This window comes from Vibrio anguillarum, assembly GCF_001989995.2.
GTDB classification, from domain to species: domain Bacteria; phylum Pseudomonadota; class Gammaproteobacteria; order Enterobacterales; family Vibrionaceae; genus Vibrio; species Vibrio anguillarum.
Map to the genome: position 1 here is coordinate 1 of NZ_JAHGUP010000035.1, position 14,987 is coordinate 14,987.

12 protein-coding genes and 2 pseudogenes are annotated in these 14,987 nt (G+C 44.9%); 8 read left to right on the forward strand and 6 right to left on the reverse strand.

From position 1 onward, the window contains the following. Window positions 1–17: 17 nt before the first annotated feature. A pseudogene (gene yjjG, locus PL85_RS09645) lies at window positions 18–551 on the reverse strand (pyrimidine 5'-nucleotidase); the annotation flags it as partial. Between the two features lie 158 nt (window positions 552–709). Beyond that, the gene (locus tag PL85_RS09650; protein WP_038171574.1) at window positions 710–2,329 is read right to left on the reverse strand and encodes an NAD(P)/FAD-dependent oxidoreductase; all 1,620 of its coding nucleotides are present in this window, start codon (window positions 2,327–2,329) and stop codon (window positions 710–712) included. Between the two features lie 213 nt (window positions 2,330–2,542). On the opposite strand from PL85_RS09650, the gene fdxA reads away from it, so the two are divergent. Continuing rightward, window positions 2,543–2,866 (forward strand): ferredoxin FdxA, encoded by a 324-nt coding sequence (gene fdxA / locus PL85_RS09655; RefSeq protein ID WP_010318513.1) that lies wholly within the window; start codon window positions 2,543–2,545, stop codon window positions 2,864–2,866. Between the two features lie 127 nt (window positions 2,867–2,993). Here fdxA and PL85_RS09660 read toward each other — a convergent pair whose 3' ends face one another. Further along, a complete protein-coding gene (locus tag PL85_RS09660) occupies window positions 2,994–3,728 on the reverse strand; it encodes an RNA methyltransferase (RefSeq protein ID WP_115340216.1) in 735 nt (244 codons plus the stop codon). Between the two features lie 132 nt (window positions 3,729–3,860). Here PL85_RS09660 and PL85_RS09665 point away from each other — a divergent pair, with 132 nt between their 5' ends. From PL85_RS09665 to msrB, 3 genes are all read left to right on the forward strand, one after another. After that, window positions 3,861–4,004, forward strand: a complete 144-nt coding sequence (locus PL85_RS09665) for a hypothetical protein (RefSeq protein WP_013867835.1) — start codon at window positions 3,861–3,863, stop codon at window positions 4,002–4,004. 118 nt (window positions 4,005–4,122) lie between these two features. Continuing rightward, window positions 4,123–5,871, forward strand: coding sequence for a formate--tetrahydrofolate ligase (locus PL85_RS09670; RefSeq protein ID WP_115340217.1), 1,749 nt, complete (start codon window positions 4,123–4,125; stop codon window positions 5,869–5,871). Between the two features lie 145 nt (window positions 5,872–6,016). Beyond that, a complete protein-coding gene (gene msrB / locus PL85_RS09675; protein WP_115340218.1) occupies window positions 6,017–7,150 on the forward strand; it encodes a peptide-methionine (R)-S-oxide reductase MsrB in 1,134 nt (377 codons plus the stop codon). Between the two features lie 114 nt (window positions 7,151–7,264). Here msrB and folE read toward each other — a convergent pair whose 3' ends face one another. Beyond that, a complete protein-coding gene (gene folE, locus PL85_RS09680) occupies window positions 7,265–7,918 on the reverse strand; it encodes a GTP cyclohydrolase I FolE (protein WP_013867838.1) in 654 nt (217 codons plus the stop codon). A gap of 152 nt (window positions 7,919–8,070) precedes the next feature. Here folE and moeA point away from each other — a divergent pair, with 152 nt between their 5' ends. Genes moeA through PL85_RS09695 form a run of 3 tightly spaced genes read left to right on the forward strand, consistent with a single transcriptional unit; the run spans window position 8,071 to window position 10,970 of the window. Next, window positions 8,071–9,306 carry a molybdopterin molybdotransferase MoeA gene (moeA, locus tag PL85_RS09685; protein ID WP_017046934.1) on the forward strand — a complete coding sequence of 412 codons (1,236 nt, stop codon included), beginning with the start codon at window positions 8,071–8,073 and terminating at the stop codon, window positions 9,304–9,306. Between the two features lie 8 nt (window positions 9,307–9,314). After that, a complete protein-coding gene (gene moeB / locus PL85_RS09690; protein ID WP_115340219.1) occupies window positions 9,315–10,064 on the forward strand; it encodes a molybdopterin-synthase adenylyltransferase MoeB in 750 nt (249 codons plus the stop codon). 21 nt (window positions 10,065–10,085) lie between these two features. Next, window positions 10,086–10,970 (forward strand): sulfurtransferase, encoded by an 885-nt coding sequence (locus PL85_RS09695; RefSeq protein WP_174223874.1) that lies wholly within the window; start codon window positions 10,086–10,088, stop codon window positions 10,968–10,970. 55 nt (window positions 10,971–11,025) lie between these two features. On the opposite strand, the pseudogene PL85_RS09700 reads toward PL85_RS09695, so the two are convergent. Together PL85_RS09700 and PL85_RS09705 are read right to left on the reverse strand one after the other, a co-directional pair. Next, window positions 11,026–12,310 (reverse strand): annotated as a pseudogene (locus PL85_RS09700) (glycoside hydrolase family 18 protein). A 162-nt stretch (window positions 12,311–12,472) separates the two neighbouring features. After that, entirely contained in the window at window positions 12,473–13,465 is a 993-nt protein-coding gene (locus PL85_RS09705; protein ID WP_013867843.1) for a sugar-binding transcriptional regulator, read from the reverse strand. Window positions 13,466–13,920: 455 nt separating this feature from the next. On the opposite strand from PL85_RS09705, the gene tal reads away from it, so the two are divergent. Then, entirely contained in the window at window positions 13,921–14,871 is a 951-nt protein-coding gene (gene tal / locus PL85_RS09710) for a transaldolase (protein WP_026027792.1), read from the forward strand. Window positions 14,872–14,987: the final 116 nt, after the last annotated feature.

Genomic DNA, 14,987 nt, shown 5'->3' on the forward strand with positions numbered 1-14,987 from the left:
GTTCATGCGGTTTCCGTAGGGTTATCCCCTACCATCAATACACGATTTTTAGCAGGGTTGCCCATTTTGTCTAACGCGTAGGCAAAAATCCCGTGATCGGGTTTCGCTACACCAACCTCTTCTGAAATAATCACGTGGTCAAAGTATTCACTCATCCCCGTTCTTTGCAAACGAATTGCTTGAAGTTCGGTAAAACCATTAGTAATGATGCCAAGTTTCGCTCGACCTGTAAGGGCATCCAATAACTCTTTTGCTCCTGGTAGTGGAGTGCAGATATCAGCCATGGCTTCAAGAAATGCGCTGTTTAATTCCGTGGTTGTCGTCGCGAGCTTTTCTGCCCACTCTGCAAAACGAGTATGCTTCAACTGCGCCGCCGTGATATCACCATTTTGGTAATCGACCCACAGTGGTTTATTAACTTCTTGGTACTGCGCAAAATCTTGTTCAGTAAACAACACTCCTTTGCGCTCAAACATCAGCTGCATACCTTTGAAAGCATCAAAATGAAACAAGGTCTCGTCAGCGTCAAATAAAATCCAGTCGTACTTCATGATCTCTCCTCATAATGTTCGGGCTAGTTTAGATTGTTTTTAGTTAAATGATAATCTCTATCAGAAGAAACTTTTAAAATTCAATGTGATAACGAATCTAATCGTCCCTGTAATAAAAAAGGCTCCAATGAGCCTTTTCTTATGCTTAATATTGCAAATTATGATGCTTTTTCAGCTTCGTTAACCATAGAAAGCGCCAATGCTTCGGCCGCTTTAATACCATCAATGCCTGCTGATAAAATCCCGCCCGCATAACCTGCACCTTCACCTGCCGGATAAAAGCCTTTCAGGTTGATGCTTTGGAAATCTTTACCCCGTTTAATGCAAATGGGTGATGACGTGCGAGTTTCTACTCCAGTTAACAAACCATCCTCAGAGGCAAATCCTTTGATCTGCTTATCAAACGCTGGGATCGCTTCACGAATGGCTTCAATGGCAAAATCAGGCAACGCTTTTGAAATATCTGTCAACTTGATGCCGGGTGTAAAAGAGGGTTCGACATCACCTAACGCACTCGGATCACGACCTTGTAAAAAGTCACCAATTTTTTGTGCTGGCGCATCGTAGTTTTCGCCGCCAAGTTGATAAGCTCGTGATTCAAGTTCACGTTGGAAGCGCACGCCCGCTAGCGGATCACCGGGATAATCACGTTCAGGATCAATACCCACTACAATCGCACTGTTAGCATTACGTTCTGCGCGAGAATATTGACTCATGCCATTGGTCACAACGCGCCCCTCTTCAGAAGTAGCCGCCACTACCGTGCCACCGGGGCACATGCAGAAGCTATAAACGGTGCGGCCATTCTTACAGTGGTGAACCAATTTGTAGTCCGCCGCGCCAAGAATGGGGTTACCCGCATTCGAACCAAAACGCGCTTCATCAATCATTGATTGTTTATGTTCAATACGGAACCCTACTGAAAAGGGTTTGGCTTCCATATAAACGCCACGTTCATGCAGCATTTCAAAGGTATCACGTGCACTATGACCGACCGCAAGGACAACATGACGCGTTTTAATTTCCTCACCATTTGACAGCGTAAGCCCGGTAATTTGCCCTTCTTCGATGTGAATGTCATCAACACGAGTACTAAAACGAATTTCACCGCCTAATTCGATGATTTTGGCACGCATTTTTTCAATCATGGTCACCAATTTGAACGTGCCAATGTGCGGTTTGCTCACGTACATGATTTCAGCAGGTGCGCCCGCAGCGACAAATTCTGTAGTGACCTTACGACCATAGAAGTTAGGATCTTTCACTTGGCTATAGAGTTTTCCATCAGAAAAAGTTCCCGCTCCACCTTCGCCAAACTGCACGTTAGATTCAGTATTCAATGTACGTTTACGCCAAAAACCAAAGGTATCTTTGGTGCGTTCGCGCACTTCTTTACCACGCTCGACAATGATTGGGTTAAACCCCATTTGAGCAAGAATCAGTCCTGCGAATAGACCACAAGGGCCAAAGCCTATCACCACAGGGCGCTCAGTAAGATTCGCTGGCGCTTGAGCAACGAATTTGTACTCCATATCCGGCGTCACTTTCACATGCGGATCATCAGCAAACTGAGCAAGTAACTCCGTTTCATTCTCCACGCTCACATCTAGCGTGTAAATCAGCATGATTTTCGTTTTCTTACGAGCATCGTAGCCACGTTTAAACATATTGAATGAAAGGACTTGTTCATCAGCAATACCAAGTTTTTCAGTAATAGCAGCAAAAATTGCCCCTTCCTCGTGGTCCAAAGGAAGTTTAATTTCGGTTAAACGTATCATGTCGGTGTCTCGTTTTAGTCGGTGTCTTAGCCAAAGCCGCAAGCGGCCTGCTCACAATGGCGCGCATTTTACGGGAAATGGCGTTATCTGTCATACTAAATCCCGAATTCATCACACGTTACGCTAGATATTCATAGCGTTGGATGTTGAAATTTAACTTGGGATGCGTATTATCCCCATTCTTCATTTTTGACTAACTAAGAGCTGATCATCATGGCGTTTGTCGTAACGGATAATTGCATCCAATGTAAATTTACTGACTGTGTCGCGGTATGCCCTGCAGATGCCTTTCACGAAGGCCCCAATTTTATGGTGATCAACCCCATTGAATGCATTGATTGCGGTTTATGTGTTCCTGAATGTGCAGCTCAAGCTATCTTTCAAGAAGATGAACTCCCAGAAGATCAGAAGATTTACATCGAACTCAATGCTGAGCTTGCCGACATATGGCCAGTGCAAACCGAAGTCAAACCAGCCATGGATGATGCTGAAAAATGGAATGGCGTGCCAAACAAACTGGGGATGTTAGAGAAGTAGTCTTTTCTTCTTATAACTAGCGTTATAAAAAAAGCGCAAACACGGCATCCGTTATCACGCTTTTTGACGACAATCCAAAGCAACAACTTTTAAGCTTTACTTTTTGACCGAGTGATCTTGGTTTGATCTAGTGATGTTGGCGGCGCAGGTTATCCAAAATGATACCCGTAGCCATTGCTACGTTAAGTGACTCTGCTCCCCCGAAGGCGGGAATGGTGATTTTGTCGGTGACATATTGAGCCGCTTCGGCACGAATACCATGCGATTCACTGCCCATCAATAAAATTCCTTCATCTGAAAATTTCGTATGATGAACGTTCTCACCTTCTAAAAAAGCCCCATAAACAGGTAGATTTGAACTCTGTAAATAAGCACCCAAATCCACTTGGCTCACCGTAACACGCCCAAAGCTACCCATGGTGGCACTGATGGTCTTGGGATTGTATGGATCGGCGCAATCGTGGCTAGCGACAATGTGTTTAATGCCATACCAATCGGCAACACGGATAATCGTCCCTAAATTACCGGGGTCAGAAACACCATCGAGAGCGATCATCAATCCTTTCGCTTCAGGCACCGTCACTTCGGGGATCTCAACGACTGCGATTGCCGCATTATTGCTCACCAAGGTGCTGGCTTTGGTTAAGTCATCTAATGTGGCCTCAATGCATTCAAAAACACTAAGCTCAACGCGGTTTTGTGCGATAAACTCCGCAGTGGCAAAAACCTGCTTTACCGTCAGTTGGCTGTTAATCAATTCCAACACGTTCTTTTCGCCTTGCACTAAAAACAGGCCATAAGCCTTGCGCTGTTTCTTTTGGCCTAAAGCACGAAGTAGTTTCAGTTGGTTTTTTGAAATCATAAAATATCCGCAGTGAGGTAAGGTTGGCCTAGTAAAAACGCCGCATTATAGAGTAAAGGCCGTCAGAGCTAAAGCAGTGTAAGTCGAGTTTCAATACCATATGTTCAGTTACTAACAAACAAGGAAATCCATATGAAACGTTTTCTTCCCTCTTCCGTTATGTTAACCCCCTTTGTCGTCAAGCATTATGATCAACAAGATAGTGATCAACTTGAAGATGATCATCATAAAGAGCCCAACGACAATGACACAAAAGAGAACGAAGAATCGAGCTAAAAGCTCAGACATTAGTTTATAATCCACTCATCAAATAACTTTACAACCCATTTTTTGACGTTATTATCGCGACGCAAACGTTTTCCCAACCCGTACAATACTAAATAATGAGGGTTTTATGCTGCCTGATATTGAAATTTGCCGCGCCACTTCATTAACCTCCATAGAGGCTATCGCTAACAAAGCAGGATTCATCGCCAGCGAATTCCACAGCCAAGGCCGCTTTAAGGCGAAAATTTCATTAAGTTGCCTTGAACGTTTGCAAACACAAACGGTTGGAAAGTTAATCCTTGTGACTGCCATTACCCCAACGCCATTAGGGGAAGGAAAAACCGTCACGACCATCGGCCTATCACAAGGAATGGCAAAATTGGGTCATTCGGTGATGGCATGTATTCGTCAACCCTCAATGGGACCAATCTTTGGTGTTAAGGGCGGAGCCGCTGGCGGCGGTTATTCACAAGTGGCACCAATGGAAGAGCTCAATTTGCATCTCACTGGCGATATCCACGCCGTCACAGCCGCGCATAACCTAGCGGCAGCGGCGATAGATGCCCGGATCTATCACGAACAGCGCCTTGGTTATGACGATTTCGAGCAACGCACCGCAATGAAAGCACTGCGTATCGACCCGAATAATGTGGTTTGGAAGCGAGTGATGGATCACAACGATCGCGCACTGCGCATGGTTACCGTTGGCCGAAATGAAACGGATAAATCAATCAATGGCTTTGAGCGTGAAGATGGTTTTGATATTTCTGCGGCTTCTGAGCTAATGGCGATTCTGGCCTTAGCCAAAAACTTAAACGATCTGCGTCAACGGATTGGGCGGATTGTCGTCGCCTATAGTCACCATGGTACACCGATTACCACCGAAGATTTACAAGTCGCTGGGGCGATGGCTGTCAGTATGAAAGAGGCGATTGAACCTACATTAATGCAAACGTTAGAAGGCGTACCGACACTGATTCACGCCGGGCCTTTTGCCAATATCGCTCACGGTAACTCTTCTATTATCGCTGATGACATCGCCACAAGGTTAGCCGAATTTACTGTAACAGAAGGCGGCTTTGGCTCTGATATGGGATTTGAAAAGGCGTGCAATATTAAAGCCGCGACATCTGGGAAAGCGCCAGATTGCGCCGTTATCGTCACCACACTTCGCGGCTTAAAAGCGAACTCTGGTCTGTATGAATTGCGTCCCGGCCAGCCAGTTCCCGACACTCTATTTCAGCCAGACCATGCCGCGCTGGTGTCCGGTTTTGAAAATCTCAAATGGCATATTGAGAATGTGAGTAAGTATGGAATACCCGCCGTGGTTGCCATTAACCGCTTTCCACAAGACAACCAAGAAGAGCTTGAGCAGCTCACAATGATGATTCACGCACTACCCTACCAGGTTGAGGTTGCACTGAGTGAAGGTTTTGCTCTTGGAGGAGAAGGGACGACTGAGCTTGCTTCCAAAGTCATTAAGCAGTGTGAAAAAGTGAGTACGTTCACACCGTTATACCAAGCACAGCAGACGATCGAAGATAAGATCAACGCCGTAGCGAAAAAGGGCTATGGCGCGGCAAGCGTCACTTTTACTGATAAAGCACGACGTCAAATGCACAACATGCAAGAGCAAGGTTACGGGAAGCTTGCTGTCTGTTTGGCGAAGACGCCGCTTTCAATTTCAACCAACGCTGCGATTAAAGGCGCACCAAAAGGTTTTGATGTACCGATCCGCGAATTAAAGCTCTGTGCGGGTGCTGGCTTTATCTATGCGCTATGCGGCAACGTGATGACCATGCCGGGTCTTCCTGAAAAACCCGCCTTCATGTATTTAGACATTGATTCTAAAGGAAATATTATCGGCCTAACCTGATATTATTGTTCGAAATTAACCTTTCTGAGCACAAATCTTCGGGCTCAGAAAGGTTTTCTTCACGCTATTTGTTTTCTTTCTCTGTAATTTTTTTCGCTTTTCACCGTTCTTTACCAGTATCAATAAAAAATAAGTAAGGTCGGTTATGAAACGTTTTACTCCCTTTATATTCTCAATAGCACTTATTGTGCCTATTCTGTTTTCGCTATTTAGCCAAGCAGAAACTCAGCCTAAAACCATGCCCAGCATTGGTAATCAGCAAATCGCGACATTAGCCGGGGGCTGTTTTTGGTGTACAGAATCTGATCTTGAAAAACTCAACGGTGTCATTAGCGTTGTCTCTGGTTATGCGGGTGGCAGCCTTGAAAACCCTACCTATAAACAAGTCTCATCAGGAAAATCGGGCCACATTGAAGTGATTCAAGTGACCTTTGATCCGCAAGTTGTCAGCTACGAGAATGTATTGGATCATTTTTTCCGCCACATTGATCCGACAGATGATCAAGGCTCGTTTGTTGATAGAGGCCCACAGTATCGGCCTGCCATTTTCTATCACAACAGTGAACAGAAGCAGACCGCGCAGCGCTTTATGCAAGAAATCGATGCGCTAGGGATCTTCAAAAAGCCGCTCAAAACAGAGCTGATTCAATACAGCCAATTTTGGCCTGCTGAAGAGTACCACCAAGACTTTTATAAAAAGAGCAAAGTACGTTACACCTACTATCGTCATGCTTCCGGACGTGATCAATATCTTGATACCATCTTCGGTAAAGATCGTAATGAGAATCCAAAAACCTTACGTCAATTGATCGAAGCGCAAAAAATGCAAAACAACGTTAAGGTATACACCAAACCTTCTAATGAAAAGATACGCGCCAAATTGACTGATTTGCAATATTACGTGACGCAAGAAGAAGGTACTGAACGCGCATTTAACAATGAGTATTGGGATAACAAAGCCGATGGTATTTATGTCGATGTAGTCAGCGGAGAGCCATTATTCTCTTCTACCGACAAATACCGTTCTGGTACAGGCTGGCCCAGTTTTACTCGGCCAATTAATGAAGCGTATATTGCGACCAAAAGCGATTCTCGGCTTTTTTATACCAGAACCGAAGTGCGCAGCCGTTTTGCAGATTCTCACCTAGGTCATGTCTTTGAGGATGGACCAGCACCAACTGGCTTACGCTACTGCATGAACTCTGCCGCGATGCGATTTGTACCAAAAGAGGCGATGCAAGCTGAAGGCTATGGCGAGTACTTGGTTCTGTTTAAATAAAATTTGGCTCTGTTTCAATAAAGCGTGCGTGGTAAAACGAAAAAGCCCTCGACTTCACTTGCGAGGGCTTTTTTAGTTGATCAACGTTAATCGATGGACTCAACTGAGATCCGATTAATGTAAACCATGGAAAAATTCGGCGCGGGTGGCAGGGTTAGATTTAAAAATACCGCCTAATGCTGTGGTGGTCGTTTCACTGGTCGCATCCATAACACCACGTGACTTAACGCAGTAATGAGTGGCATCAATGGTGACCGCGACATCGTCTGAACCGAGTAAGGTTTGCAAAGCCACCAGAATCTGCTGTGTCATTCGCTCTTGAACTTGGGGGCGCTGAGCAAAAAAACGTACAATACGGTTAATCTTAGAAAGACCAATTATCTTGCCTCTTGGGATATACGCCACCGCAGCTTTACCATCGATAGTCACTAGGTGATGCTCACAGGTACTGGTCACGGTAATCTCTTTTACGCGCACCATTTCACTGACGTTCATCTTGTTTTCGATCACAGTAATTTTGGGGAAGTTTTGATAATCAAGGCCAGAAAACACTTCATCCACATACATTTTCGCAATTCGATGGGGCGTCTCTTCTAAACTGTCGTCGGTCAGGTCAAGACCGAGTAGTGTGAGGATCTCACGCATATGGTGTTCGATTTTTTCTTTCTTTTCTTCACGAGTAACCTCATTTGGACGCATAGGCGTTTCCAAACCTCGGCTCTCTAGCGCATCTTTGACCAACTTTGCTGATTCGCTAAGACCTAGCATTCCGATTCCTCTTACTTTTTACCCCTTTCGGATGGCAGACAAGGATACTCGGAATTTTGAATAATTACATCCATATTTTAAGGATGGTCATTATTGCCCGTAAGCAATGTATGATAAAGTCCTCGCAAAGAAAAAAGCTATAGGAACCGACCATGGGCTGTTGTGATTCACCGGGCTTAATGCCTATCGAACAAGCGTTAGAGACAATGCTAGCGAATATCAAACCCATCCAAACGACGCTGAAACTACCGCTAGCCGACGCGTTAGGCTATGTGTTGGCCGAAGAGTTACTCTCACCCATTTTTGTGCCGCCTTTCGATAACTCAGCGATGGATGGATACGCTATTCGATTAGCTGACCTGCAACAGTCAACCACCCTGCCGCTGGCTGGCAAATCTTTTGCCGGTCTTCCATTTGAAGGGCCGTGGCCAGCCAACAGTTGCGTGAGAATTATGACTGGCGCGAAAATTCCAGCTGGTTGCGACGCGGTGATCATGCAAGAGCAAACGACCGAAAACGAAAATGGTATCTGCTTTCTACAGCCGAATGCAAAGCCTCAGCAAAATATTCGCCCCACTGGTGATGACATCAAACAAGGCGATGTAGTGCTACATAAAGGGGCTCGCTTGACTTCGCGTGATATCCCAATGATTGCCACACTCGGCATCAGCCATGTGACCGTTTTTCGTAAACCTAAAGTGGCCTTTTTCTCAACTGGAGATGAGCTAAAACCACTCGGTGAACCTCTTGCTGAGGGGCAAATCTATGACAGTAATCGTTATGGCATTAAACCATTAATTGAGAATTTTGGTTGTGAAGCGATTGATCTTGGGATCATTGCTGATTGCCCTGCCACTTTAAAAGCTACCTTCGATAAAGCTCAACATTTGGCCGATGTGGTTATTACTTCTGGCGGCGTAAGTGTAGGCGAAGCTGACTATACCAAAGATATTTTGCAAGAACTCGGAGAAATCGGTTTTTGGAAACTGGCAATAAAACCGGGCAAACCGTTTGCATTTGGAACATTAGATCATGCTTGGTTCTGTGGCTTACCTGGCAACCCCGTCTCAGCCGTATTAACCCTATACGTCTTGGTGCAACCTATGCTGGCTAAATTGGCTGGACACACTCAGTGGAAAGCACCGGAGTCCATTCCAGCCATCACTAAAAATGCCTTTAAAAAATCACCGGGTCGTACTGACTACCAACGCGGTATTTACACAATTGAAAATGGCCAGTTTGTTGTTGAAACTACCGGAAACCAAAGTTCGGGGGCATTTCGTTCGATGAGTCTCGCCAACTGTTTTGTGGTGTTAGAACAAGATCGTGGCCGAGTGGAAGTGGGCGAAACCGTCAATATCCAACTTTTTAATCCCAGCTTGTATTAAGGATCACTATGGAGATCCTATCTGATCAAGAGCTACTGCGTTACAACCGACAAATCATTCTCAAACAGTTTGATTTTGAAGGACAGGAAGCACTTAAACAAAGCTCTATTTTAATTCTTGGCGCAGGAGGATTGGGCTGCGCTGCAAGCCAATACCTTGCCACGGCAGGTGTTGGTTCACTCACGCTCATCGATGATGATGTGGTTGAGCTCTCTAATTTACAGCGCCAAGTGCTACACAGTGATGCCGATATTGGACGTAAAAAAGTGGACTCAGCGGCAGAGTCACTGCGTATGCTTAACCCGTATTTAACGGTAAATACCGTTGATCAACGCCTTGAAGATGCACAATTGAAAGCATTAATTGAACAGCATTCTTTGGTGCTGGATGCATCAGATAACCTTGATACTCGTAACCAATTGAATAAACTCTGCTTTCAAACTAAAACACCACTGGTATCTGGTGCTGCGATTCGTATGGAAGGGCAAATCAGCGTGTTTATGTATCAACACCCAGACGAGCCCTGTTACCAATGTTTAAGCGCTCTTTTTGGTAGTAACGTACTCACTTGCGTCGAAGCGGGCGTAATGGCTCCTGTCGTCGGGATTATTGGCGCGGTACAAGCGATGGAAGCGATCAAAGTGATCGCTCAATATGGGCAGGTAAAACAAGGCAAAATTTTGATGTTGGACGCTCTTTCAATGACGTGGAGAGAAATGAACTTAATCAAACTCACTCACTGCCAGACTTGCCAGTAAATGAACGACAAAGACTCAATAATGTCTTTCTCGTTCGTCCACCGCATCAGCCCACACAATAGGAGAGTTAAACTCATGTCACCACTCGTCTCCCCCCAATGGCTAGCACAAAAGTTAGGCGACCCGCGCACCGTTGTTCTTGATTGCAGTATTGAATTCCAAATTCCCAGTGAAACTGAGAAAGATACTCTGCATAACATTCCCGGCGCTCGCCGCTTTGATTATGATGGTGAATTTTGTGACCTACAATCGCCACTACCTCATATGATGCCTAGTGAAGATCGCTTTAACCAATTAGCACAATCGATCGGTTTAAACCACGATTCGATCGTCGTTGTCTATGACAATAGCGGAACGTTTGCATCACCGAGAGCATGGTGGATGCTCAAAGCAATGGGACATGCGTCGGTATACGTTCTTGATGGTGGATTAACCGAATGGAAACGCCAAGGTTTACCCGTTGTAAAAGAGTACACACATGCCTTTAAACACGGAAACTTCCATGGCACGCTCGATCCTCGCTATTTTGTGGACGCAGACTATGTGCTTGCACAAATAGAGAACCCAGAGAGCTTAACTGTTGATGCACGTTCACAAGCCCGTTTTTTGGGTCAAATAAAAGAACCAAGAGAAGGCGTGCGCAGCGGCCATATTCCTCACTCTATTTGCTTACCTTTTACAGAGTTGATGAATGGGCATAAGCTGAAATCACCGCAAGATCTACAACCTATTATGCAAGCGACGCTGGCTGCTGGAAAAGAGCAATACATTTTCAGTTGTGGCTCAGGCGTAACCGCCTGTATTGTGCTGCTGGCTGCGCAAATTTGCGGCTACGAAAAACTGTGCGTTTACGATGGTTCGTGGACAGAATGGGGGCAGCGCACTGAGCTGCCTATTGAGCTTTAGTCTCTTAATCAAATCCCCACCATTGTGGGGATTTGATCATGTTTTACAAAGCGTGCTATTTCAACTCATCAGCCATTGCTTTGATCAATTCACCTGAAGGATCACCTGAAAGTTCCCATGTAAAAATTCCCCCTAGCTTCGCTGATTTTGCCCATTTGGCTTTGGCGCGCACTGAACGTTCATCTTCATACGAGATAAATACTTTCTTTTCTGCATTCCATAAATATGGTGCTTGCGATTCTTGATCGTAACCATATTGATAACCTTGTGCAGCACGGTAATTTTTCATCAAATCCCAGAACATGAAATAGCCATTTTCACCTGTCCCAAACGGCGCTCCCTGCTCAGACACAAGATCAGCCGTAGGCAAACCACCCTCATAATCTTGAGTGCCTTGCCAACCACGTCCATAAAACGCCGCGCCAATAACCAATTTCTCGCTTGGTATACCCAATTCGATCATTTGATTGATAAACACATCGGCTCCCATTCCCCACCAACTGCGATCCGTCGCATGTAAATTGGTTAAATGGCCCGTTTGCGTTCCCCAACCACCCAGAAAATCATAAGTCATCGCAAACATATTGGTTAAATAAGGGGATACGGCTGGCCAATCTATCTGAGCCGCTTTCGCTCCAACCCCAACAGCAGTAGAAAGTTCATAGTGGCGAGCCGTCTTTTTACTCAACGCATCCAAATCAGCACGTAATGTTTTCATCAGCTCGGTATAGGCCTGTTTTTCTGCTTCTTTTTGTTCGTCGGTTAATTTCGTATCAGGATTCCAAGGCGAAGTAGTTAAACCGCCACCACCCGGATATTCCCAATCGATATCGATGCCGTCAAAGAAGGCGTACTGCTCTATAAGTTCAACCGCTGTTTTGGAAAAATGCTTGATCGTAGCAGGATCTTTTATCATTGCGTGGAACGGTTCAGACATTGTCCAGCCGCCAAATGAAGGCAGAATCTTAAGCGTCGGATAGTCTTTCTTCATTTGCGTGCGCAAGTTGAGCGAAGTGACCTTTGTAAGGAACTGGTACATCGACTGCACCAAACTCTTTTTCTAGTGCGGATTTAGTATCAACAACAATCGCACTAAATGGTGCTTTTCCTTCACATTGCTTAGCGATTTGCTTTTGTACGGTTTCACTGGCTCCAGAATGGGGGCCACACATACTCAAAAAGGCGTAAATAACATGAGTCAAGTTCTCTGCTGGAATATCTTTAACTGTGTAGGGGTTTTGCTCATTTTCATATTGCCAATCAGCAAAGTAGCCCGCCACGACGGGTTTGGTTGTCTCTGCGGTGGCGTTAAATGACGCAACAACGAGAAGGGCGATCATCAACTTGTTCATAAGTTTCTCCTTGGGTTTGCGTCAATACAGCAGAGAAATATATTTTAAGTTTAAAAATAATCAGCCAATGCGAGCCAAACTCAGATCTTAAAATCACGTTACAGTTATTGCAGATTAATTTATGAGCCTAAATTCACTAACCTGAATCCACTAACCAATGACGGTTTGTATCTGCTCATCTAAATTCAATACCGTTAACGCGTTGCTTACGCTGGTGGCAATCACATCAATTGCACCGGTGCGTAGCGCCCCAAGCAGCGCTAAAGGTTTGCTGTTTTCAGCCGCGATAGCGATTACCTCAGCGATCGGTCGAAATTCGTCAATCCCTAAGCCAATCACACGATCGCTCATCACCGTATTGGCAGCTTTACCGTGGATATCAAAAAAATCATAACCAGCGAAATCCCCTACCACACCTTGCTGTAAACGCGACTGCACCACTTCATCGGCGGTAAACCAACCGAGGTCGACCATGTAGCTGTTTTCACTCATATCCCCAATACCCACTAACGCAATGTCTGCCTTACGTGCTAAATCTAAGGTTTGTTTGACGGTTGCATTTTGCATAAACGCCAATTTTTGTTCGCGATTTTCAGCATAGGCAGGCGCATAAAGCGTTTCAGAGCTTCCACCGTATTTTTTGGCCAGTTGCCGACAGATATGATCCGCATTAAACATCCCACCTCTTGGGTGAATGCCACCAATACTACAGACAAACTTACACTCTCGTGGTGTGATCACGCCAATATGATGCGCAACGGCCGATACATTTCGGCCTTGACCAACGGTCACAACCATGCCGTTTTTTAGCGTACTGGTCAGGTAATTGGAAACCAACCCCGCCACTTGTTGGCGCTGCAACTCTTCGCTAGGTTGGTCAAGTGCAACCAGCGCACGTTTTACGCCAAAGCGTTCAATCAGTCGCTGCTCAATTTTGGCGCTAAAAACAGGGTGATATTTCACCGTAATTTCGACAATCCCTTCATCGCGTGCCTGTTTAAGCATTCGCCCTACTTTGGCTCGTGAAAGAGAAAACTTTTTCGAGATCTCTTCTTGAGTTGCACCATCTTGGTAATAAGCCACTGAAATTTCAGTTAATAAGTCAGTATTTTCGATAGAAATGTCTTGATTGGGAGTGGTCATACGGGATCTCATAGTCAATATTGTGCGCAGAATAACGACAATTGAGCATTTGCTCATTGACCTAGCATAGGTTAAGCCTCATTTACTTTGCAACATTTGCTCACGGAAATTACATTTTCTCACTCTAATCAATGCACAGTAACGTTCGCTTTCAACCCTTGATAAATCTAAGCAAACGTTTATTTATCAGCACTTAGATTAATTCACAAAAAAATAGTTGATTGATATCACTATAACCTCAGAACAGCGATTGACTTTCCCAGTGGATAAGATAAATATGGCTACATCATTTACTCAACGATCGAGCAAATGTTCAACGCAAATGTTCGGTCGCTGGAAATAATTGAGTTAGCTTTTCTGGCATGTGTAAGACATGACTATGTGATTGCTAACCCGCTTGCAAATGCCCAGCAAACTCAAAATCTGGCTTGGCCCAAAGAAATAGGATGATCGATATGAGCAATAAATTAGAGCAACTTCGTAAAATGACGACTGTTGTTGCTGACACTGGTGAAATTGACGCAATCAAAAAATACCAACCAGAAGATGCGACCACTAACCCATCTCTCATTCTTAAAGCGGCTCAAATTGCAGAATACGCGCCACTGATTGATGCTTCTATCGCATACGCAAAAACACAGAGCTCAGACAAGGCTCAACAAGTTCAAGATACTTGTGACATGCTTGCTGTCAATATCGGTAAAGAGATCCTAAAAACGATTCCGGGCCGTATTTCTACCGAGGTCGATGCTCGCCTCTCTTATGATATGGAAGGTAGCGTGACAAAAGCGCGCCAACTGATCAAAATGTACAACGATGCTGGCATTACTAACGACCGTATTTTGATCAAGCTGGCTTCAACCTGGGAAGGTATTCGCGCAGCAGAGATCCTTGAAAAAGAAGGCATCAACTGTAACCTGACTCTATTATTCTCCTTTGCTCAAGCACGCGCGTGTGCAGAAGCAGGCGTATTCCTTATTTCTCCATTCGTCGGCCGTATTATGGATTGGTATAAAGCCAAAGAAGGCCGTGATTTTGCACCGCAAGAAGATCCTGGTGTATTGTCCGTGACTGCTATTTACAATTACTACAAAGAACATGGCTACAAGACAGTCGTGATGGGCGCAAGCTTCCGTAATATCGGTGAAATTTTAGAGTTAGCAGGCTGTGATCGTTTGACTATTGCCCCTTCTTTACTGGCAGAACTCGAAGCAGCTGAAGGTGAAGTGGTTGAAAAACTGGTTGACTCTCAAGGTAACAAAGAACGCCCTGCAGCAATGACCCATGCAGAGTTCCTATGGGAACATAACCAAGACCCAATGGCCGTAGAAAAATTAGCGGAAGGCATCCGTAACTTTGCCATTGACCAAGGCAAACTTGAAGTCATGATTGCAGCCAAGTTGTAATCCACTTACGAATTAAAATTTGGGGAACGATTAACGTTCCCCTTTCCTTTCTAACTCTATTATTTGTCGGTAATTATTATGGAACGTAAACAATTAGCCAATGCCATCCGTGCTCT

Coding starts and splice junctions, on each gene's coding strand:
- PL85_RS09660 (WP_115340216.1), bottom strand. CDS start 3,728: ATGATTTCAAAAAACCAACTGAAACTACTTCGTGCTTTAGGCCAAAAG.
- PL85_RS09695 (WP_174223874.1), top strand. CDS start 10,086: ATGTCTTTCTCGTTCGTCCACCGCATCAGCCCACACAATAGGAGAGTT.
- moeB (WP_115340219.1), top strand. CDS start 9,315: ATGGAGATCCTATCTGATCAAGAGCTACTGCGTTACAACCGACAAATC.
- moeA (WP_017046934.1), top strand. CDS start 8,071: ATGGGCTGTTGTGATTCACCGGGCTTAATGCCTATCGAACAAGCGTTA.
- tal (WP_026027792.1), top strand. CDS start 13,921: ATGAGCAATAAATTAGAGCAACTTCGTAAAATGACGACTGTTGTTGCT.
- PL85_RS09665 (WP_013867835.1), top strand. CDS start 3,861: ATGAAACGTTTTCTTCCCTCTTCCGTTATGTTAACCCCCTTTGTCGTC.
- PL85_RS09705 (WP_013867843.1), bottom strand. CDS start 13,465: ATGACCACTCCCAATCAAGACATTTCTATCGAAAATACTGACTTATTA.
- PL85_RS09670 (WP_115340217.1), top strand. CDS start 4,123: ATGCTGCCTGATATTGAAATTTGCCGCGCCACTTCATTAACCTCCATA.
- fdxA (WP_010318513.1), top strand. CDS start 2,543: ATGGCGTTTGTCGTAACGGATAATTGCATCCAATGTAAATTTACTGAC.
- msrB (WP_115340218.1), top strand. CDS start 6,017: ATGAAACGTTTTACTCCCTTTATATTCTCAATAGCACTTATTGTGCCT.
- PL85_RS09650 (WP_038171574.1), bottom strand. CDS start 2,329: ATGATACGTTTAACCGAAATTAAACTTCCTTTGGACCACGAGGAAGGG.
- folE (WP_013867838.1), bottom strand. CDS start 7,918: ATGCTAGGTCTTAGCGAATCAGCAAAGTTGGTCAAAGATGCGCTAGAG.